Annotated in this window: 24 protein-coding genes; 17 read left to right on the top strand and 7 right to left on the bottom strand. The window is 35.4% G+C overall.

Annotated features, from left to right (window positions below; translation table 11 throughout):
- Positions 1–17 precede the first annotated feature (17 nt).
- The 6 genes from ACEN2N_RS05275 to ACEN2N_RS05250 are packed head-to-tail and all read left to right on the top strand — an operon-like array spanning position 18 to position 5491.
- Positions 18–503, top strand: coding sequence for a GNAT family N-acetyltransferase (locus ACEN2N_RS05275; protein ID WP_441823337.1), 486 nt, complete (start codon positions 18–20; stop codon positions 501–503).
- 2 nt (positions 504–505) lie between these two features.
- The gene (prmC, locus tag ACEN2N_RS05270; RefSeq protein ID WP_441823336.1) at positions 506–1375 is read left to right on the top strand and encodes a peptide chain release factor N(5)-glutamine methyltransferase; all 870 of its coding nucleotides are present in this window, start codon (positions 506–508) and stop codon (positions 1373–1375) included.
- On the top strand, positions 1372–1953 hold the full coding sequence (locus ACEN2N_RS05265) for a TIGR00730 family Rossman fold protein (RefSeq protein ID WP_441823335.1): 582 nt from the start codon (positions 1372–1374) through the stop codon (positions 1951–1953). The genes prmC and ACEN2N_RS05265 overlap by 4 nt, the downstream gene beginning before the upstream one ends.
- A gap of 5 nt (positions 1954–1958) precedes the next feature.
- A complete protein-coding gene (gene ligA, locus ACEN2N_RS05260) occupies positions 1959–3950 on the top strand; it encodes an NAD-dependent DNA ligase LigA (protein WP_441823334.1) in 1992 nt (663 codons plus the stop codon).
- A gap of 6 nt (positions 3951–3956) precedes the next feature.
- Positions 3957–5195, top strand: coding sequence for a cation:proton antiporter (locus ACEN2N_RS05255; RefSeq protein WP_441823333.1), 1239 nt, complete (start codon positions 3957–3959; stop codon positions 5193–5195).
- Positions 5192–5491, top strand: a complete 300-nt coding sequence (locus ACEN2N_RS05250; protein ID WP_441823332.1) for a hypothetical protein — start codon at positions 5192–5194, stop codon at positions 5489–5491. Before ACEN2N_RS05255 ends, ACEN2N_RS05250 begins: the two co-directional genes overlap by 4 nt.
- A gap of 8 nt (positions 5492–5499) precedes the next feature.
- Here ACEN2N_RS05250 and ACEN2N_RS05245 read toward each other — a convergent pair whose 3' ends face one another.
- The 7 genes from ACEN2N_RS05245 to ACEN2N_RS05215 all read right to left on the bottom strand — a co-directional run bounded on the left by ACEN2N_RS05245 (position 5500) and on the right by ACEN2N_RS05215 (position 11733).
- The gene (locus ACEN2N_RS05245) at positions 5500–5928 is read right to left on the bottom strand and encodes a hypothetical protein (RefSeq protein ID WP_441823331.1); all 429 of its coding nucleotides are present in this window, start codon (positions 5926–5928) and stop codon (positions 5500–5502) included.
- A 133-nt stretch (positions 5929–6061) separates the two neighbouring features.
- Positions 6062–7216, bottom strand: a complete 1155-nt coding sequence (locus tag ACEN2N_RS05240) for a helix-turn-helix domain-containing protein (protein ID WP_441823330.1) — start codon at positions 7214–7216, stop codon at positions 6062–6064.
- Positions 7217–7436: 220 nt separating this feature from the next.
- Positions 7437–8051 (bottom strand): fumarylacetoacetate hydrolase family protein, encoded by a 615-nt coding sequence (locus ACEN2N_RS05235; RefSeq protein WP_441823329.1) that lies wholly within the window; start codon positions 8049–8051, stop codon positions 7437–7439.
- A 123-nt stretch (positions 8052–8174) separates the two neighbouring features.
- A complete protein-coding gene (locus ACEN2N_RS05230) occupies positions 8175–9425 on the bottom strand; it encodes a hypothetical protein (RefSeq protein WP_441823328.1) in 1251 nt (416 codons plus the stop codon).
- A 150-nt stretch (positions 9426–9575) separates the two neighbouring features.
- Positions 9576–10025: a GNAT family N-acetyltransferase gene (locus tag ACEN2N_RS05225; RefSeq protein WP_441823327.1), complete on the bottom strand. Its 450-nt coding sequence runs from the start codon at positions 10023–10025 to the stop codon at positions 9576–9578.
- A 15-nt stretch (positions 10026–10040) separates the two neighbouring features.
- A complete protein-coding gene (locus tag ACEN2N_RS05220; RefSeq protein WP_441823326.1) occupies positions 10041–10946 on the bottom strand; it encodes a bifunctional metallophosphatase/5'-nucleotidase in 906 nt (301 codons plus the stop codon).
- A 1-nt stretch (position 10947) separates the two neighbouring features.
- Positions 10948–11733, bottom strand: coding sequence for a 5'-nucleotidase C-terminal domain-containing protein (locus tag ACEN2N_RS05215; RefSeq protein WP_441823325.1), 786 nt, complete (start codon positions 11731–11733; stop codon positions 10948–10950).
- A gap of 45 nt (positions 11734–11778) precedes the next feature.
- Here ACEN2N_RS05215 and ACEN2N_RS05210 point away from each other — a divergent pair, with 45 nt between their 5' ends.
- From ACEN2N_RS05210 to coaE, 11 genes are all read left to right on the top strand, one after another.
- Entirely contained in the window at positions 11779–12312 is a 534-nt protein-coding gene (locus tag ACEN2N_RS05210; protein ID WP_441823324.1) for a DUF6913 domain-containing protein, read from the top strand.
- Between the two features lie 2 nt (positions 12313–12314).
- Positions 12315–13205, top strand: coding sequence for a 4-hydroxy-tetrahydrodipicolinate synthase (gene dapA / locus ACEN2N_RS05205; RefSeq protein ID WP_441823323.1), 891 nt, complete (start codon positions 12315–12317; stop codon positions 13203–13205).
- A 119-nt stretch (positions 13206–13324) separates the two neighbouring features.
- The gene (locus ACEN2N_RS05200) at positions 13325–14152 is read left to right on the top strand and encodes an outer membrane protein assembly factor BamD (RefSeq protein WP_441823322.1); all 828 of its coding nucleotides are present in this window, start codon (positions 13325–13327) and stop codon (positions 14150–14152) included.
- A gap of 17 nt (positions 14153–14169) precedes the next feature.
- Positions 14170–14496 (top strand): DNA-directed RNA polymerase subunit omega, encoded by a 327-nt coding sequence (locus ACEN2N_RS05195; RefSeq protein ID WP_424000399.1) that lies wholly within the window; start codon positions 14170–14172, stop codon positions 14494–14496.
- Between the two features lie 5 nt (positions 14497–14501).
- The gene (coaBC, locus tag ACEN2N_RS05190; protein WP_441823321.1) at positions 14502–15707 is read left to right on the top strand and encodes a bifunctional phosphopantothenoylcysteine decarboxylase/phosphopantothenate--cysteine ligase CoaBC; all 1206 of its coding nucleotides are present in this window, start codon (positions 14502–14504) and stop codon (positions 15705–15707) included.
- The gene (locus ACEN2N_RS05185) at positions 15700–16593 is read left to right on the top strand and encodes a DUF4835 family protein (protein ID WP_441823554.1); all 894 of its coding nucleotides are present in this window, start codon (positions 15700–15702) and stop codon (positions 16591–16593) included. Before coaBC ends, ACEN2N_RS05185 begins: the two co-directional genes overlap by 8 nt.
- A 55-nt stretch (positions 16594–16648) precedes the next feature.
- Positions 16649–18310, top strand: coding sequence for a DNA repair protein RecN (gene recN, locus ACEN2N_RS05180; RefSeq protein ID WP_441823320.1), 1662 nt, complete (start codon positions 16649–16651; stop codon positions 18308–18310).
- Between the two features lie 161 nt (positions 18311–18471).
- Positions 18472–19278 (top strand): enoyl-ACP reductase FabI, encoded by an 807-nt coding sequence (locus tag ACEN2N_RS05175; RefSeq protein WP_424000393.1) that lies wholly within the window; start codon positions 18472–18474, stop codon positions 19276–19278.
- A gap of 52 nt (positions 19279–19330) precedes the next feature.
- Positions 19331–20338, top strand: a complete 1008-nt coding sequence (locus ACEN2N_RS05170) for a glycosyltransferase (protein ID WP_441823319.1) — start codon at positions 19331–19333, stop codon at positions 20336–20338.
- Complete coding sequence (locus ACEN2N_RS05165; protein ID WP_441823318.1) at positions 20338–21303, top strand: CdaR family protein; 966 nt, start codon at positions 20338–20340, stop codon at positions 21301–21303. The genes ACEN2N_RS05170 and ACEN2N_RS05165 overlap by 1 nt, the downstream gene beginning before the upstream one ends.
- Positions 21300–21884: a dephospho-CoA kinase gene (gene coaE, locus ACEN2N_RS05160; RefSeq protein WP_441823317.1), complete on the top strand. Its 585-nt coding sequence runs from the start codon at positions 21300–21302 to the stop codon at positions 21882–21884. Before ACEN2N_RS05165 ends, coaE begins: the two co-directional genes overlap by 4 nt.
- Positions 21885–21948 lie beyond the last annotated feature (64 nt).

Below are 21948 nucleotides of genomic sequence, written 5' to 3'. Positions count from 1 at the left end.
CCTATTGTCTTGTTCCCATGGAAAATGTCATAATTCGAGAAATTAGAAAAGAAGATAACCCGCAAGTAGCCAAAGTTATACGACAAGTATTGGCAGACATGGGTGTGCCAAAAGTAGGCACAGCTTATGAGGATCCTTCATTAGATAGCATGTTTGAGCATTATGAGAAACCTAAGGCGACTTATTTTGTAGCAGAAATTAATGGTTCTATTTTAGGTTGTGCCGGTGTTGCGCAGTTAGACAATTATGACGGTAATGTATGTGAGCTACAGAAAATGTACTTTTTAAAAGAGGCGAGAGGTAAGGGTGTAGGTCATAAAATGATTACCGTTTGTTTAGAACGTGCCAAAGAATACGGTTTTGATGCCTGCTATCTAGAGACCATGCCAAATATGGAGGCTGCTCAAAAATTATACAAGAAAATGGGCTTTGAATATATAGATGCCAGAATGGGCGATACAGGTCATTACTCGTGCCCCGTATTCATGCTAAAAACATTTTAAAGGTGCTGCTTAAAGAAATTAAAAACATTTTTCATTTAGAATTAGATGCTATTTATGGTAAGGAGGAAGTAGATAGCTTTTTCTATTTACTTATTGAGCATTATTTTGATTTAGAACGCTTTGTATTAGCGATTCAGCCAGAGCTGGTTATTGACAAAGAGCAAGAGACTGTTATATTTCAAGCCTTATCTGAATTAAAACTAGAGAAACCTATTCAACATATTATCGGTACAGCATATTTTATGGACCTAGATATTAAGGTCAATGAACATGTATTAATACCCAGACCAGAAACCGAAGAGTTGGTTCGTTGGATTTTAGATGATTTAAAAACTGCAGCAAAAGCGCTGGCCATTTTAGATATGGGTACCGGTAGCGGTTGTATTCCAATTTCTTTGGATAAAAACCTTACGGATGCAAAAGTATTCGGATTAGATATTTCTACGGATGCTTTAAAAGTAGCTGTGGAAAATAACGAATTGCTTAGTGCTGGCGTAAAGTTTTTTAAAGCAGATATGCTGTCTTTGAATACGGAAACCTCAGCAATAGAATTACATCAAAAATTTGATATCATTATTTCTAATCCGCCATATGTGCGAGAATTAGAAAAAGCAGAAATGCATAATAATGTCATAGACCATGAACCTAGTTTAGCCCTTTTTGTACCAGACGAAGACCCATTAAAGTTTTATAGCGCAGTAGTTAATTTTGCAGCTGAGCATTTAAACGAAAATGGTTGTTTGTATTTAGAAATCAATCAGTATTTGGGCGAAGAAACTAAGCAGTTATTAGAAGAATCTAATTTTAAGACTATTGAGTTGCGAAAAGATATGTTTGATAATGACCGCATGATAAAAGGAATAAGAAAATGAAAAGTATTGTAGTGTTTTGCGGTAGTAGTGAAGGTGTCGATGCTGTATTTGGGTCAAAGGCATATGAATTGGGCGAGACTTTCGCAAAGAAAGCTATTCAGTTGGTGTATGGTGGAGCTAAAATAGGCATCATGGGTAAAGTAGCTGAAGGAGTTCTTAACAATGGCGGAAAAGTAGTAGGTGTCATTCCTGTATTCTTGAAAAAGAAAGAAGTTTTTCATGAGGGGTTGACAGAATTAATCGTTACCAAAAATATGCACGAACGTAAATTGAAGATGCATGACCTATCTGACGGCATACTAATGCTACCTGGCGGATTTGGAACTCTAGAAGAATTTTTTGAAATGTTGACCTGGTCGCAATTGGGGCTGCATCAATACCCAATAGGTATATTAAATACAAACGGCTTTTATGATTCTCTTTTAAAGATGATGCACGACATGGTCAACGAAGGGTTTGTAAAACAAGAACATATAAATACTATTTTGGTAGACGATGATATAGGTACATTGCTAAAGAAAATGGAAAATTACATTCCGTTACCAACACCAAAATGGATTAATAAAGAGCAGCTTTAAGGTATATGAAAGCAAAAATAGAAGCACTAAGAAAGGAGTTACGAGAGCATAATCATAATTACTATGTGTTGGATAATCCGACCATTTCTGATTATGAGTTCGATATGAAATTGAAAGAATTGCAAGAGCTGGAGGCAAAGCATCCAGAATTCTATGATGCAAGTTCCCCTTCACTTCGTGTTGGTGGTATGATCACCAAGAATTTTGCAACCGTAGTACATGAACATAGAATGTATTCTTTGGATAATTCGTACTCCAAAGAGGATTTAGAAGATTGGGAGAAACGTATACAGCGTAACCTAGGTGATGTGCCCGTTGCATTTACGTGCGAGTTAAAGTATGATGGTGCATCTATCAGTATAACCTATGAAAAAGGGAAGCTGGTAAAAGCAGTTACCCGTGGCGACGGAATCCAAGGAGATGATGTTACTAATAATATCAAAACCATTAAATCGGTTCCATTACAATTAAAGGGAGATTACCCAGAGAAGTTTGATATACGAGGAGAGATTGTATTACCGTTCGAGGGATTCATGAAAATGAATGAAGAACGAGTGGCAAATGGTGAAGATCCTTACATGAACCCTAGAAATACAGCGTCGGGTAGTTTAAAGCTTCAAGATAGTAGTGCCGTTGCACAAAGACCGTTAGAGTGTTTGTTATATAGCATAGTAGGTAGAAATTTGAATATAGACTCTCAGTTTCATATGTTAGAGAAAGCCCGTGAATGGGGTTTTAAAGTACCTACAGTAGCAAAGCTTTGCCAAACTACAGATGAAGTTATGGCATTTGTTGAGGAGTGGGATGTAAAACGACATGAGTTGCCTTATGAAACAGATGGAGTGGTGATAAAAGTAAATAGTCTTCAAAATCAAGAAGAACTAGGGTTTACGTCAAAATCGCCGCGTTGGGCAATGGCGTATAAGTTTAAGGCAGAGCAAGTCTTTACAACCTTAAATGAAATTACCTATCAAGTTGGGCGCACAGGGGCAATTACTCCTGTAGCTAACTTGGAACCTGTTTTACTTGCAGGGACAACAGTAAAAAGAGCGTCATTGCACAATGCTGATCAAATTGCAAAATTAGATGTACGTGTTGGTGACACGGTATTTGTAGAAAAGGGAGGGGAGATAATTCCAAAGATTATAGCAGTGGATCTATCAAAAAGACCTGCTGATTCTATGCCTACGGAGTATATTCATGAATGTCCCGAATGCGGAACCGAGCTTACACGTACCGAAGGTGATGCCAAACATTATTGTCCGAACGAATATGGCTGTCCGCCACAGATAACTGGACGTATTCAACATTTCATTTCTAGAAAGGCAATGGATATTGAAGGCTTAGGTGGTGAAACAGTAGAATTGCTATTTAAACAAGGTCTCATTAAAGATTATGCCGATCTATATAAACTCACCAAAGAAGACGTCTTGCCTTTGGAGCGAATGGCTGAGAAGTCCGCAGAAAATTTAGTCAAAGGAGTATCAGAATCGGTACAGGTGCCTTTTGAGCGTGTGTTGTTTGCCTTGGGTATTCGCTTTGTGGGAGAAACGGTAGCTAAGAAATTGGCAAAGGCATATAAGAATATAGATGCTTTAAAAGAAGCTACGTTAGAGCACTTAACATCAGTAGATGAAATAGGGGAGCGAATCGCGCAAAGTGTAATTGACTTTTTTGCGAACGAGAAGAATATCGATGCTATAGAAAGATTGCGTAGTTACGGAGTACAATTAGCCATATCTGCAGAGAAGTTAGAAAACCAGACCGATATGTTAGCTGGTAAAACCTTTGTAGTATCAGGTGTGTTTGAGATTTTGAGTAGAGATGAGCTTAAAAAGAAAATCGAAGATAATGGCGGCAAGGTTGGTTCTTCGATATCATCAAAGACCAGTTTTTTGGTTGCAGGTGATAAAATGGGACCAAGTAAGCGTACCAAGGCAGAAAGCTTGGAAATTCCTATAATCAGCGAGCAAGATTTTATAAATATGATAGCATAAACAACTATGGACGTTTTTACAATAATTTCAGTATTAGTATTTCTATCGGCAATCTTTGGCTATATAAATGCCCGTTTTCTAAAACTACCTAATAGTATTGGCTTAATGCTGATTACAATTCTATTTACCTTGGCAGTTTTTTTAATTGGTTATATAGATGATACCTTAATAAATGCAGAACGATACATCATTACCCAGATAGATTTTAAATCTGTTCTGCTAGATATTATGTTGAGTTTTCTGCTGTTCGCAGGCGCATTGCATACCAATTTTGAACAATTAAAAGTACAGCGTTGGCCTATATTGGTATTCTCTACTTTGGGTGTTTTGGTGTCGACCTTTTTAGTGGGTACAAGTATGTATTATTTACTGCAGTTATTAGGCATGAATATCTCGTTTATTTATTGTCTACTTTTTGGTTCGTTAATCTCACCAACAGATCCAATTGCAGTATTGGGTATATTGAAAAAGGTAGGAGCACCAAAGCCATTAGAAACAAAAATCGTAGGCGAATCATTATTTAATGACGGAGTAGGGGTAGTTGTTTTTTTAACGATTTTTCAATTGGCTTCGGCAACAGAGGTGGCAGTTAGTCCGTTAGACATTCTAGAACTTTTCGGGGTTGAAGTAATTGGCGGTTTGGCGTTAGGTCTTGCTTTAGGTTGGGGAACTTGGAAACTTATGAAATCTATAGATGATTATGATATAGAAGTTATTATAACCTTGGCAACTGTAATGGTAGGTACACTTATAGCACAGAAATTTCATCTGTCAGCTCCACTAGCGATGGTTGCTGCAGGTTTGGTAGTTGGAAATGACACAGTACGTAATTCAGCCATGTCAGAAACTACAGAAACCTATGTAGATAAATTTTGGGAGCTGTTAGATATTCTATTGAACACTTTACTATTTGTTTTAATAGGGATGGAAATGCTAGTATTATCTTTTAAAACAGAATACGTAATCGCTGGATTATTGGCAATTCCGTTAGTGTTGATTTGTCGTTACTTATCGCTTTTGATACCGATAAAGTTCTTTGAGAAGAGGTTGGACTTTGTGCCGAGAACCAATTTGGTAATGACCTGGGGCGGATTGCGTGGTGGTATATCCATAGCATTGGCATTAGGCTTATCTGATGATATGCATAGAGATGCGTTTCTAGTAATCACATACATAGTAGTGGTATTCTCAATTATCGGACAAGGCTTAACGGTTGAGAAGCTTATAAAAAAAGTTGTGAAATGATGCCGAAGACCTATCTTGAATTTGAAAAAAGTTTAGAACTTTCCACTGTTCCAAAAGAGTGGTCAGACGGACTAAAATCGATATGGTACGATGCCAAAGGAGATTGGGAGGCTTCACACAATATTGCCCAAGACATGCATAATACTTTAGGCAGTTGGTTGCATGCGTATTTACATCGTAAAGAAGGTGATCGTTTTAATGCAGGTTATTGGTATCGTTTGGCTAAAAAAGAATATCCCACAATTACCTTAGATGAAGAACTAAAGGTAATTGTGGAATCTATAATTATAAATTAAGTTGAGTTCTAATTCGTTTCTTCTAATGCTATTACGTGAGTAACCTCTCCGCTTCCTCTAGAGTCTTTAGCTTTTACTTTAAAAACAGCATCTCCATTAAAATCTGAATTAAATTTAATAGTAGCAATAGATTTTAAAGTAGAAGCAGTTGCAATTTCTTCAATATTAATAATCTCCATACTTCCAGATTCAATAGTCCATGTAAAAGTTGCTACACGAGCATTATATTCCGCAGCGAATGTAATTGTTTCATTAGGCAATGCAAAGTCTGCACCATTTAAACAAACTTTAACGCCAGTAGGAGAAAAATCTCCTAAATCACAAGAGGTAACACTTTTTGGGTTTAAGCTTGCCTCGTTATCATCATCATCATTAGAACATGAAAATTGAAAAGTAGCAATAACAATTAAAAGTACTAGGTTAATTGATTTTTTCAATGGTTGAGTTTAAATAGGTTGGTAAAACGAAATAACAACACTAAAATAGTAAAAATAGTACATAATATTTTCTGTTTAATGTTAAATTTTCTGAGTAATTAACGTTGATTAATAAGTTTAAGTTTTACAAATGTTAAGGAGCAGTAGTAATATATTCAACAAAGCTTAAGTTAGATAATCTTTCAAAAGTCTCTTCGAAATCACTCTTACTGCTAAAACCGCAGGCAGAAATTAGGGTATTAAGGTCATTTGATTCTAAGAAACCAGAATCAATAAGCTGTTTTGCTTTTTTTACTCTAATCTTGTTTCGGTAGGTTGTAAAGCTAATGCCTTTTGTCTGATAGAAGAAATAAGCGGCATGATAAGGCGGCACATGTAAAAGTTCTGCACATGCCTTTAAATCAAAATCTTGTCGCAGAAAAGCTTCCTGTTGTTCAATTACGATTAGTGAGTTATTCAGTTCTTGGTTATTTAATCCGTACATCTGTTCTGTAGATGTGGTATTATTTAAAATCGGTGATGATACCAATAACTGATTTTTTGGAAATCCGTAGAGTATAGAAGGAAAATATAAGGGAGCAATGCTAATCACTAATAAAATCACTAATAATATTAGGTTTAGGCTTTGCAAACTAAGGTTGTTTATATTTAAAGTGTTCAATCCTAATAACCGTTCTACTCCCAAAAATAAGGTGATAAATGCCATTATGCTTAGTGCTGAATAAAACAAAAGCAGCCATCTATTAAGAACGACCTTTAGTTTGTCGTTCGGGTTTATGGCTAAAAATCGCTTTAACAATGATAATAGAGAAAACAGATATACCAATTGCCATAAATGCCTTAAACTGTAATGCTCATTTAAATTAAGCATGCCGTATTGAGCATTGAACCGCTCTTTGGGAAATGCAATAGCATTATCTACAATCTGATTATAATAGGTTGCTGGTTTAGAAAAAACTAAGGCAACATCTATAACGCTCATAATAAATGGAACTAAAAGTAAAAGGTATTGCCATTTCCATGTAAACTTATCGTCCATAACCGTCTTAAAATAAAAGTATACAGGTACGGTTATGATGCTGTAGAGAAGCAGCGGCCAAAAATAGAACCATTTAAACTGCGTTAATAAACCTTCTGTAATAATATATGTTTGTAGGGAATAAAGTGAATAAATAAAATAAAAGAAAGCAAGAAAATACTGAGGTAGTTTATTTACATTTTTCTTTAGAAGTAGTAAGGCAGTTAAGAAAAATCCGAAGATTGCAACTAACAGGAAAACAAAGTTCATTCAATTATTTTGGAAAATATATAATAATTCGTACGAAATTACAATATAAAAAGTACGAAAATAGAAATACTAGATGAATTTATAAAAGCTGGTAATCAATAGGGGGTAGGTGTTTCAAGAGGAATAGGTAAGAAGTTAGAACGAAATTCAGCTATATTTTTAGCAAAAAAAACCGGACACCTTATGGGCGTCCGGTTTAGTATAAAATTTATTAAAAGGGTTATATCATTTTAAAATCTAACAATAATTCTCCTTCAATAGAAGCTTGTAAGTGGTCATCCTTAAATGTTTGGCCTGCACCAACTGCTGGTGTACCGGTAAAAATCATGTCCCCAGGATTCAAGGTCATAAATGTAGATACAAAGCTGATTATTTCTGCAAAGTTATAAATGATATAACTAGTATTACCAACCTGTTTTTTTTCTCCGTTGATTACTAAATCAAAATTAATATTATCTAATTCAGGAAAGTCCGATACTGGTTTAAAACCTGCAATAGGTGAAGCACCATCGAAACCTTTCGCTAAAGCCCACGGACCTTTCTTCTCTCTACTTGCCGTAAGTATATCTTTTGCAGTATAGTCAATACCTATACCTATTTCGGAGATATAAGAATTTGCATCTGCAATACTAACATCTTTAGCTTTTTTACCAATTTTAACAACTAACTCAACTTCATATATTAACTCATTGGTGATGGCTGGAAACGCTACATCTTTGCTATCTGTGACAAGAGTGGAATCTGGCTTTGTAAAAATGAGCTGTACGTCATTTTTTAATCCGTCAATTTCAGATTTATCTACTACGTAATTCTTGCCTATGCCTATTATTTTCATGATTATAGTGTTAGTGTATTATACATACCGTAAAATTAAACATTATACCAAGTATAGAATTGTGCTTTGCTAGAAATCACATTAATGCTACGTTTTGTTTGAAGAGTTGACGCGTTGGCTTATTTACTTCAATTCTTCAATCGGAGTATTCGCTTTTGAATTGGAAATTAAAATGGCATAGTCGATAAATTCTGTGGTAGATTTTCCTTTTACAGCTTCGCTATTATAATCTTCATCTGTCATTACCACCTCAATTAAATCAGGCATTCCATCACTGTAAGGTGTATTACTAGCATTTAAGCGGAATAAGGTCATATCAGATAATTTAGTTTTTTTTAGGTGCTCAATACCTAAGAAATACTCTTTCTCGTAATCCCCGATTCCGAATCCGCCCTCGGTGGTAAAAGATTGATATTTTCCGTTGTCATCATACACATGGTCCCAGAGTACGCGGCTTTCGGTCAAATAACCCATAACCGAAATAACTTTCTCTCTTGGGTAAATATTATTTTCTATCAACCTGGTAAAAAATGACGGATTATTACTTTCTCTCTGCTTCTCTAAATGGAAAAAACCGAACCTTAGAAATTGGGACTTTTCTTTGAAATTATAAATAGAGTCGAGGTGCACATAATTATTGAATATAACTTCTTCACGATTTACATCGGGATTAAACGAATATTTTAAGTCTTGGATAATATGATTAACGGCAAATTCATCATTAACAGACTTTGAGAACAAGGCGGTATTCGCCTCATAAGATGCTACAAATGCCTTCATAATACTTTTAGAATAACTATCGTAATATGGCGAATAATCAGTAGTATCCAAAGCAACCATCTGTTCGAGTTCTTGCACTGCATCATTCTGAATTTTATCAGAGTTTAAAAGTTCTAAAAGGTGTTTAGCCGTGTATTTATATGTCACAATCTGATCAATACCCACGACGGAGAATCTATTTTTTCTAGGTAATTTATCGTTAAGGTTTTTAATGCCTTTCCATTTCTTGTAAGTTTCAATACTTCGCTCTTGTGGCACTCTGGCACCATAGTTAAAAACTAAATCTTTAAGTAACAGGGTATCGCCCATTTGTAGGTATTTATTAAAAAAATACCCAAGGCTAAAATCTGTTTCAGGTAAGTAATATTCAATTATCCCATTTTTGGTTAATGAGTTTAGCAACGTGAGTTCTACAGCTTCAGTTTTTGCACTACCATGGTAAGCGCCAAAACCAATGATACTGAAATCTTTTTGTGGAAAGTCAAAATTTGACTCCGTCAAATCAAATCGATTTTGCTCTAAGTAATCAACTTTTGATTGGGAGTAGGAGTGTAATGAGATAATTGTTACTAGAGCTACTAAAATGCTTTTCATTGTTAGGTTTTCATAAGAGATAAACTATAAATGGATTTGTTACAGGAACTAACTAAAAAAACTAAGAGCGATACATAAAAAAGATAAATTAATCTACTTGACAAAAGATAGTTTCAAGATTATTTTAGCAACTGTTTTGGGCGAGTATCTTTACAACACCTTCCTAAAACAAACACTATTGGCCATATGCTCATAAGGCGGATAATTATCAATCACTGTATAATTGTTCTTTTTGTAGAGTGCAATGGCTTCCGGTTGTCGTAATCCGGTTTCTAAGACGGAGAAGCTGTAATTCAATTCTTTTGCCCATTTTTCTAAAACTACTAGTACCTTTGAAGCAATTCCTTTTCCTCGGTAATCTGGTTGTACGTACATTCGTTTTATCTCCACCGAGTCTTTGTTGAACTCTTTAAAAGCACCACAGGCAACAGGGGTTTCGTCAGCATAAAAGACAACACAATTTTTTAAGGCCACAATACAATTAAATTGTGCGTAAAAAGCATTCTCATCACCATCGCGCAATGCTAAATCTGCATCAAGAAGTGCTACTAATTTCTTAAAATTTGGGTTATCGCTAGAACAACGTTTGTAGTAAAGCATATTAAGATCTAATTTTTAGACTTTAATGGTGTATCCGTCGGCTGTAGTGTTTTTGCTATCAAAATAGAAATCGATACGACCTAGGTTCACTCCAAAACAACCGACTTGATTCACCAATACATCACGCGCTGCAGCATTGGTAACTACAGTTGGTTTATCTAAAAAAGTATGGGTATGGCCACCAATAATTAAATCGGTGTATTTCGTTCTTTTGGCAAGTTTTAAATCATCGGGTTTTTTAGTGCCATATTCATATCCTAAGTGAGAAAGGCAAATGACTAAATCACATTTTTCTTCTTCCTTAAGTTTGGTTTCCATATCGGTTGCCAATTCATAGGGGTCAAGAAATGCGGTTTCTTTATAAAGTTGTTTTGTAACTAATCCGTCTAATTTAATCCCTAATCCGTAGACTCCCACTTTAATTCCGTCTTTCTCATAAATTTTATACGGCTGTGTAAGTCCGTCTAAAACCGTATTTGAAAAGTCGTAATTGGCACTAATAAAATTAAATTTAGCGTAAGGCATTTGCGCTAAGAGTCCGTCTATACCATTATCAAAATCATGATTACCAATAGTGGTCGCATCATAATTAAGCATGCTCATTAGTTTAAATTCTAATTCACCACCATAAAAATTGAAGTAGGGGGTGCCTTGAAAAATATCGCCGGCATCAAAAAGAAATGTATTCGGATTCTCTTTTCTAATACTATCTACCAAACCTGCTCTTCGCGCCAAACCGCCAAGCCCAGGGAAATCTGCATGGTCGTTAGGGAATGCATCGACATGACTGTGAACATCATTAGTATGTAAAATAGTAATATGCTTTTTTGTAGATACGTTGCAAGAGTTTAGACTTAAGCCACCAAGAGTCAATAGACTAGTTGATGCGGCAGTATTTAGTATAAATTTTCTTCTTTCCATTTTACTGTAATTGATAGTATCTTAAATCTACTTTTGGGGCAAGGGTATCCACTTTAGAAAAGAAATCGATCATGGCATTTCGTATTTTATAATCGGTTTCTGTTTTAGAAAGTGCTTCTTTAAAAAAGTTCATATTATCGCCACCAGTAACTAGGTAGTCAGAGGTTGCAATATAATAAGACTTGTTATTGTCTACAGGTTTTCCGTTAATTGTGAAAGTATTGACTGTGTTATCTTTATTTATAATAAGCTGTATACCGGCAACAGGGTGCGCTCTTTTCGATTGTATGAGGTAGTCGACCATTTTTAATAGCACATCGCCTTTAAGTTCTACGACAACCACGGAATTTTCAAAAGGCATTACTTCATATGCAGTTCTAGAAGTAACATTACCCTTATATATAATAGATCGAATACCGCCATGGTTCAATAATACCAAATCAATAGTTTGCCCTGTGCGTTTATTGAATATTGGGCTGGTTTCACTCAATACAATATCGGCCATTAAATTACCTGCTGTAGTATTGAATTTGCCATCGGTTTTAGTAATTACAAAAGGTGCATATGCTAAAGTACTGTCTAAAATACTTTCAACACGATCATGGTAAGGCTGAATAAATTTCTGAATGCTGTCGACAGAAGTATAACTGGTGTCAATAGGTATCTGCCTGCCAGTCAGTTCTTTTAGTTGCTCAGGGCTGGTTTTGCATGATGCTAAATTCAACAATGTTATAAATATAACAAAATGTTTTATTTTTAAAATACCAAAGTGTTTTAACTTCGCCATAGAGTTGCAGGGATATTATTTACATTTGTGTAAATGTAAAAATACATGTTTTTAAAAGGAATTAAGGACAAGTTTAAACGGAAATCTGGCCGTAAGATATTAAAACAGTTGGTGGCGACACCAGCTGTTGTAACGCGTGAGAGTAAAGGAATACGTTCTGTAGGTTGTATTGTGGATTTAGATAAGTTTGAGAAATCTGAAGTGTTTTTTCAGTTTCAAGACGAGTTATCATTGCACCCCAATGCGGTTAAAATTATTGGATATAAGCGTTTTTATGATAAAAACTCTCCGTATGCTACTCCAGTTTTTTCAGATAAGGATTTAGGATGGAACGGTGAAATTGAAAACAGTTATGCCCTTGAGTTTTTAGGACGAGAATATGACCTTTTAGTGAATTATTATAATGAAGATAGCCTGTTATTGAATTTAATGTCAATGAAGGCTAAAGCTCGGTTACGGGTCGGGTTTAAAGAAGTTGGTCCGACTTACAATGATTTAATGTTAGATACGCCGTTAAAGGACTTTCAAATATTTAAAAAAGAATTGAAAAAGTACTTGGGCATTTTTAAGGAGATTTAATTATGAGAGATTTAAGGGGAGCAGGTGTAGCTTTAATAACACCTTTTAGAGAAGATGGTTCGGTAGATGTTGAAGCTCTAAGAAGAGTAGTTGCCTATAGTATTGAGGGTAATATAGACTACTTGGTAGTTTTAGGTACTACAGCCGAGTCGGTGACCCTGTCAAAGGCAGAAAAGCAACTTGTAATGCGAACTGTTGAAGATGCAAACCGAGGTGCTTTACCATTAGTAATCGGTATTGGCGGTAACAATACTATGGCGTTGGTAGAAGAACTACAAACGGCAGACTTATCTTCATATGATGCCATTTTATCTGTTTCTCCATATTACAACAGACCTACACAAGAAGGTATTTATCAGCATTTCGCAGCGCTTTCTCAAGCCTCGCCTTTACCGATAATCTTATATAATGTGCCTGGTCGCACCGGTAGTAATATGTTGCCAGAAACTGTAGTTCGCCTAGCAAAGAAATTTGATAATATAGTAGCCGTAAAAGAAGCTTGTGGCGATATGACACAGGTTCAAGAATTAATATCGAAAAGACCAGCCGGCTTTCTGGTGCTTTCTGGGGATGATATTACCGCATTACCAACCATAGTTGCTGGTGGTGACGGAGTAATTTCAGTAATCGGACAAGGTTTGCCAGAAGAATTTTCTAAAATGGTACATGAAGGATTAGCCGGAAATACCGAAGTAGCCTATAGCTATCACTATAGAATGCAAGATGGTATGAAGTTAATTTTTGAGGAAGGAAACCCGGCTGGCATTAAAGTTATTTTCGAATATTTAGGTCTTGCCAAGCCCTTTGTGCGATTACCATTGGTTGCCGCAAGCGATGCCTTAAAGCATAGAATTGTTTCTTTCATGGAATCGATGATACGTGTACCTGCATAAATATTCGTTAAATCTTCTCTAGGTAGGACATTCTTATGGTATAAAGCCTGTATTTTTATTGGTTTAAAATGTTTTTTAAATCCATTGATAATCACTAATTTTGCAAAATGTTTTTTAAAATGAGGAGATTTTTACCATTACTATTGATTGCCATAGCTTTACAATCCTGTAGCGAGTACCAAAAAGTACTGAAGCACGATGATGTAAAAGCTAAATACGATTTGGCAGAAACTTACTACGAAGCGGGCGATTTTAAAAGAGCGAACAGATTGCTTGAACAAATTGCACCAAAGTATGTAGGTAAACCTCAAGGCGAACGTGTTATGTATTTTTTGTCTAACAGTTATTTTCAGAGAGAAGATTACAATATGGCCGGATACCAATTCGAGCGTTTTGTAAAATCGTATCCTAAAAGTGATAAGGCTGTTGAGGCAAATTTTTTAGGAGCTAAGAGTTATTACAAATTGTCTCCAGAATATTCTTTGGATCAAACTGATACAGATAAAGCATTGTTGAAATTGCAGAATTTCATTAACACCAATCCTGATTCAGAATACTTTGCAGAAGCTAATGCAATGGCTCAAGAGTTAACTACCAAAAAGGAAGAAAAAGCTTTCGAAATTGTAAAGCAGTATAATAAACTTGGCCGTTTCAATTATGATATGCTAAAATCGGCAGTAGCGGCAAGTGATAATTTTGTTTCCGATAATCCTGGTTCTCCATTTAGAGAAGAAGCTATGTATATTAAGGTTGATGCCTTAACACATATGGCGGTAAATAGTTTTGAACAAGTAAAAGAAGAGCGTTTAAAAAATGCTAAAACTGCTCATGTTGCTTTGAAAAAGCAATTTCCAGATTCTAAGTTCGACAAGCAGGCGACAGATTTAATCGAAAAAATTGATAAAGAATTACAACGTATGCAAGCGCAAAACGTTGAATCAAAATAAATAATGTAATTATGAATATGAACGATTTAAAAAACTCTAAAGCAGCTGTATCAACGGTAACTATTGACCGTAATGAGTTCGATGCGCCTACTGAAAATATCTACGAGGCAATTTCAATCGCTTCAAAACGTGCTATTCAGATCAATTCTGAAATTAAGAAAGAACTTTTAGAGAAATTAGAAGAGTTTGCTACTTATAGCGATAGTTTAGAAGAAGTTTTTGAAAACAAAGAGCAGATAGAAGTTTCTAAGTTTTATGAAAAATTACCTAAGCCACACGCAATGGCAGTAGAAGAGTGGTTGACAGATAAGATCTACCATAGAAATACAGAAAAAGACGCTTAAGAATTATGTTGAACGGCAAAAATATTCTTTTAGGAATTACCGGAGGAATTGCCGCTTACAAAACAACATTCTTAGTTCGTTTATTTATTAAAGCTGGCGCTAACGTTAAGGTCATACTTACCGATAGTGCCAGCTCTTTCGTTTCCCCACTTACCTTGGCCACTTTGGCTAAAAACCCCGTAGTACTTGATTTTGTTAAGACAGAAGACAATACCGTCGATTGGAACAATCATGTAGAAATGGGACTATGGGCAGACTTCATGGTTATAGCACCAGCAACAGCGAATACCATGTCTAAAATGGCAACCGGTAATTGCGACAATATTTTAATGGCTACCTATTTGTCTGCTAAATGTCCTGTTTTTATCGCTCCAGCAATGGATCTTGATATGTATAAACATCCAAGTACCAAAAGTTCTTTAGATGCTCTTACATCTTTTGGTAATATGATTATACCTGCAACCAGTGGCGAGCTTGCCAGTGGTTTGCATGGAGAGGGTAGAATGGCAGAACCGGAAGATATTGTAAGCTTTATTAAAAAGCACTTATCTAAAGGATTGCCATTATCAGGAAAGAAAGTATTGATTACCGCAGGACCGACTTACGAGGCAATTGACCCCGTACGTTTTATTGGTAATCACTCCTCCGGATTAATGGGTTTTGAACTTGCTAAAACAGCGGCTAGTCTTGGGGCAGAAGTCTATTTGGTTACCGGACCAACACATTTGTCTGTCATTCATGATAATATACATGTGGTCAACGTAGTTTCTGCAGACGATATGTATCATAGCGCCCAAATGTATTTTGATACTTCAGATATTGTCATTTGTGCAGCAGCAGTAGCAGATTATCGACCTAAAACTGTAGCAGAACAAAAGATTAAAAAATCCGAAGAAAACTTTACTATTGAATTGGTAAAGAATAAGGATATTTTGAAGACTTTCGGAGATCATAAAAAAAATCAATTTCTGGTAGGTTTTGCTTTAGAGACCGAAAATGAAGTTGAAAACGCAAAAGGTAAACTAAAACGTAAAAACTTAGATGCCATCGTATTAAATTCGATGCGAGATAAAGGTGCTGGCTTTGGCGGTGCTACCAATAAAATTTCATTTATAGATACCAATTCTAACATTACTACGTTTGAACTAAAGACCAAGGCAGAAGTTGCCGTGGATATCTTCAATGAAATTATTAAAAGACGGTATGCGTAAGGCTATATTTCTATTACTTTTCACCTTTTTTAGCTTAGTATCAAATGCGCAAGAATTAACCTGTGCGATAACGGTGAATTCCGATCAATTATCACAAGGCGAGCAGCAGGTATTTAAAACCTTAGAGCGTTCATTAAATGATTTTATTAATAAGACAAAGTGGACAAACCGCGTATATAAAGAGAATGAACGGGTAAATGCCCAAATGTTTATCACTATTACCTCTTTCGAATCAAATAATTTTAGTGGTAATATTCAAATACAATCTTCTAGACCTGTTTATAATACCTCTTATTCATCTCCGGTCTTTAATTATAAAGACAATGCGTTTAACTTTCGATATATTGAATTTCAGCCTTTGATTTTTAATGAGAACCAGTTCGAATCTAACTTGGTAAGCGTTATGGCTTACTATGTATATATTATGTTGGGTTTAGATGCCGATACTTTTTCTTTAGAAGGTGGAACAGATTTTTACAGAAAAGCACAAAATATAGTAACCCAAGCTCAAGGAAGTAATTCTGCAGGATGGAGCCAGTCTTCCGACTCTAACAGAAGTAGATTTGAACTGGTAGATAATCTTTTATCGAATACCTATAGAGAGTATCGAATAGCAATGTATAACTATCATCGAAAAGGTCTCGATATTTTGCCAGATAATAATAGTACGGGCAAGCAAGTTATTGCCGGGACCATGAATCTGTTTCAAACGATGATCAATAGAAGACCAAATGCTTTTTTGATTTCTACATTCTTTGATGCAAAATCTGAAGAAATAAAGAATATTTTTTCTGACGGACCAAAAATAGATATTATAAAGCTGAAAGAAACATTGAATAAAATTGCTCCATTATACGCATCTACTTGGAACGATATTAAATATTGAACCATTTTACAAAACGGAATTATAGATTACCTTTGTGAATCTAAAATTCTAACGCGTGCTTTCAACCCTTTCCATTTCCAATTACGCATTAATTGATCGTCTAGAGGTAGACTTCGATAAAGGTTTCACGGTTATTACCGGTGAAACAGGTGCTGGTAAATCTATTTTACTTGGTGGTTTATCACTAGTGCTTGGCAAACGGGCAGACTTAACCTCTTTACGTGTTAAGGATGAAAAATGTATTATAGAAGGTACATTTAAAATAGACACCTACGGACTCCAAAAATTCTTTGAAGAAAATGATTTGGACTATGAAGATAGTACGGTTATTAGACGCGAGATTTTGCCAAGTGGTAAATCAAGAGCATTTGTAAACGACACTCCCGTAACTTTAGGGGTATTATCTATTTTAGGAGAAAATCTTATAGATATTCATTCTCAGCATCAGACCATGCAACTTACCGAAAATGACTTTCAGTTGAAATTGGTCGATGCTTTGGCAAATAACCAAAAACGTTTAACCGAGTTCAGAAAAGGTTTAAAGACGTATCGTAAAGCAGAGAAAGAACTTCAGACCTTAATCGATATACAAAGTACAGCAAATAAAGAGCAAGATTATAATACCTTCTTGTTAGAAGAATTAGAGAAAGCCCCCTTAAAAGTGGGTGTTATAGAAGAACTAGAAGAAGAGTATGAGCAGCTGAACAATGTAGAGTTAATTATGGAGCAATTATCTAAAGGCGATCAATTGTTCAATGATGAGCAAATTGGTGTTTTACCTTTGGTGACAGAAATCCGTCAGTCACTTTCTAAATTGGTCGATTTTGGATCGAATTATAAAGATTTGTTCGAGCGTGTAAAATCTGTACTTATAGAATTAGATGATGTTAGTTCAGAATTGCAACGCTTACAAGAAGGTGTAGAAGCGAACCCTGATCAGCTTGAGCAAGTAAACAACAAATTACAGTTACTGTATAATTTATTAAAAAAGCATAATGTTGGCGATATAGCTGAACTAATTATCATAAAGAACGACCTCGCCGATAAGGTTTTTGAAACTGCCAACCTAGATAATAAAATTGCGACAAAAACTAAAGAGATTCAGGAGTTAGAAGCTATTTTAGAAGCTCAAGCGGTAGTTTTGAGCGAAAAACGAAATTCCGTAATTCCTCAACTAAAGAAAAAATTAGAAGCAGATTTAGGGCTTTTGGGTATGCCTAGCGCATCGTTTGAGATTAAACTAAGTACAGCAGAAGCATTTATAGCAACAGGTAAAGATGAACTTTCATTCCTGTTCACGGCCAATAGAGGTGGTAGCTATGGCGAATTAAAGAAGGTGGCATCTGGCGGAGAATTGTCAAGAATAATGTTGGTGATCAAATCGATATTGGCTAAGTACGAAAAGCTGCCGACTATTATGTTCGATGAAATTGACACAGGGGTATCAGGCGAAATATCTAACAGAATGGCAGATATTATGAAAGATATGAGTGCCGATCTTCAGGTGTTTTCTATTACACACTTGCCACAAGTAGCATCAAAAGGAAATCATCATTTTAAAGTTTTTAAAACCGAAGGTAAAGAGCGTACTATGACGAACTTAAAGCAACTGACCAATGATGACAGAGTGGTAGAGTTGGCTCATATGCTAAGCGGTAAAGATGTATCCGATTCTGCTTTGGCACATGCAAAAGAGCTTTTGAATGCTGCTTTATAATCATAAATATAAATACTTCTAAATAGTGTCTTTTTGCATTTTGATGTTCGAACACTTTAATCAAGACGATTGTTTTAGGGTTTTTAACGTGTTACATCAATTCTCTTTTAACATATTTTAGATATCTTTGAATATTAAATCTAACTATAGAAGCAACCATCATGGGATATAACTTATTAAAAGGAAAAAGGGGAATTATTTTTGGAGCATTAGACGCAAATTCTATTGCATGGAAAACGGCACAGACGGTTCACGCAGAAGGTGGTACTTTTGTATTGACAAATGCCCCGATTGCCATGAGAATGGGACAGATTGATGAACTGGCTAAAGAAACAGGTTCACAAATTATACCAGCAGATGCAACAAGTGTTGAAGACTTGGATAATTTAGTAGCAAAGGCAGTTGAAATTTTAGGAGGAAAAATTGATTTCGTATTGCATTCGATCGGTATGTCGGTTAACGTTCGTAAAGGTCGTGCTTACACCGATGAGAAATATGATTTCACAGCAAAAGGATGGGATGTTTCAGCTCTTTCTTTTCATAAAGTATTACAATCACTTTACAAGGCAGATGCTATGAATGAGTGGGGTAGTGTGGTGGCGTTGACCTATATGGCGGCACAAAGAACATTCCCAGATTATAATGACATGGCTGATAACAAAGCATATTTAGAATCTATTGCCCGTAGCTTTGGGTATTTCTTTGGTAAAGAGAAAAAAGTACGTGTAAATACGATTTCTCAATCACCAACTGCAACTACGGCAGGACAAGGAGTTAAAGGATTTGATGGCTTTATCAGCTATGCAGAAAAAATGTCTCCGTTGGGTAATGCAACAGCTCAAGACTGTGCAGATTATACCATAACATTATTCTCTGACCTTACAAGAAAAGTGACCATGCAGAACTTGTTTCACGATGGTGGTTTCTCTAACACAGGGGTTAGCCAAGAAGTTATAGAGAAGTTTTAATTTAGATTTTAGTTTTCCAATTTCGTTGGAGCCTATTCAAAGGAGAGTAATAATGAACTTATCGTTTTCTTTTATCATTCCTGTATACAATAGACCCATCGAAATTAAAGAACTGTTGGATAGTCTACTTTTACAAACCTATGACAAAACTTTTGAGGTAGTAATCGTCGAAGACGGCTCTACTATTTCATCTGAAGAAGTCATAGGTGAGTATGTAGATTCTTTGGCAATATCATACTATAAGAAACCCAATTCTGGTCCCGGTGATTCTCGTAATTACGGTATGAGCAGGGCAAAAGGCAATTACTTTATCGTATTAGATTCTGATTGTATACTGCCACCTCAATATCTTGTGGAAGCAGAAAAGAGTTTGCAAGAAGATTTTGTGCATTGCTATGGTGGTCCAGATGCTGCACACGAATCTTTTTCTACCGTTCAAAAAGCGATCAATTATGCCATGACCTCTTTTTTGACCACTGGCGGAATTCGTGGTGGTAAAAAGACAGTAGATAAATTTCAGCCCAGAAGTTTTAATATGGGTATTTCTAAAGAAGCATTTGAAAACGTAGGTGGATACGGAAATATTCACCCTGGTGAGGATCCAGATTTAACCATTCGCATTTGGAACAAGGGCTATAGAACAAAACTAATTTCTGAAGCTTTTGTGTATCATAAAAGACGGATAGACTGGAATAAGTTTTATATTCAAGTGAACAAATTTGGTATGGTACGCCCAATTTTAAATAAGTGGCATCCTGATACAAAGAAAATCACCTATTGGTTTCCTACAATATTCTGTTTGGGATTATTGTTTTCAGTTGTATTAGGATTAGCAGGTTACATGTTTCCGATATATGTTTACATCATATATTTTTTGCTGTTGTTTGTAGATGCCCTTCGAAAAACCGGTAATTTAAAAGTGTCATTACTATCTTTAATGGCAACTGCGATACAATTTTTCGGATATGGGTACGGATTTCTAAAATCAACCTTGTATATTAATTCTTCAAGTAAAAAACCAGAGGAAATTTTTCCGAAATTATTTTTTAGAGTGAATTGATGAAACGGCTAATAGAATGGATACAGACAGGATTGAAGAAAAGAAAGGTAAAAGTCTTTCTTATGTTCTTGTTATGTGCATCGTTTGCTTGGCTAATAAATAAACTATCTCTGACCTATACCAATAACACGACCTTTAAGGTGGAGTACATAAATATTCCGAAAGAGTTTTTATTGGCGAATACTCCTAAAGATGAAATTCAAGTTCGTTTGCAGGCGGCAGGATTCCAGTTTTTAGGATATGAATTCAAACCCAAGCATATTCAATTAGATGTAAGTAAGGTAATGCATAAAGATGACAGCTATTATCTAACAGCTGATCAAATAAGAATTCAACTAGAAGCTCAGTTGAATAATTATACCACTTTGACCGACTTTGAAAGCGACGCCATATATTTTGACTTTACATCTTTAGAAACAAAGAAAGTACCGGTAAAAGCAGTGTTAGATCTTACTTTTGCTACAAATCATATTCTTGAAGGAGATATAAAAATTAGTCCAGATTCTATTCAAATTTCAGGACCCAAAAGTCAGATTGACAGTATAAATGTGGTTAAAACTACAGTTATTAATAAGAGTGAAATAAATAATTCTTTTACAGATGAAGTCGTACTTCAATTACCCAAACATTTAAATGGCACTACCTTTTCGACTGAAACGGTTACGATTTCGGCCAATGTGGTAAAGTTTTCAGAAAAAGTAATAGAAGTACCTATAACCGTAATTAATTTACCGGCAAATGTAAAAGTGCGTACGTTTCCAGAAATCGTCGAAGTACGTTGTCAAGGTACATTAGAGCATTTAAAAGAACTTGAGATTGCAGATTTCTCTGTTGAGGCAGATTATGAAAAGGTAACGAAGGAAACTGATAATAGGCTTTCGATACAATTGGTTAGCTTCCCAAGTACGTTGAATAATGCAATCATCAATACGAATGAAGTAGAATTTATATTGCGAAGAGAATGATGATAGTTGGTTTAACTGGTGGAATCGGAAGTGGTAAATCTACTGTAGCAGCGATGTTTAAAGAACTAGATGTGCCCGTTTATAACTCAGACGACAGAGCAAAATATTTGATGAATACATCTATTGATATTAAAGAAAAGCTAATTGCATTATTAGGGGATGAAGCTTATGAAAATGGTCAATTAAATAGACCGTATATTGCTAAAGAAGTTTTCAATGATTCCGAATTATTAACAAATCTTAATGGTATTGTGCATCCTGTGGTTAGACAAGATTTTCTTGCCTGGACGAAAGAACAAGATGCTTGCTATGTAATTCAGGAAACTGCGTTGTTGTTCGAGAATAATTCTCAAGACCTTTATGATCGAATTATTGTAGTAACTGCTCCTGTAGAATTACGTATATCTCGCGTTTTAGACCGCGATAATTCAACTAGAGAACAGGTAATGTCAAGAATCAATAACCAACTTGATGATGAAATAAAAATAAAATCAAGCAATTTCGTAATCGAAAATATTGATTTAGAAAGAACTAGCTCAACTGTTCTTCAAGTACATGCTTCTATCTTAGCTGATTGCTAGTTATTTAGCAATTTTAACATTTTTGTTAAGGTTAGGTTAAACGTACTATCCTCTAACTGTTAAA

Source organism: Maribacter spongiicola (assembly GCF_052119685.1).
In the GTDB taxonomy this organism is placed as follows: Bacteria; Bacteroidota; Bacteroidia; order Flavobacteriales; family Flavobacteriaceae; genus Maribacter; species Maribacter spongiicola_A.
This window is presented reverse-complemented; position numbering and strand designations above follow the sequence as displayed.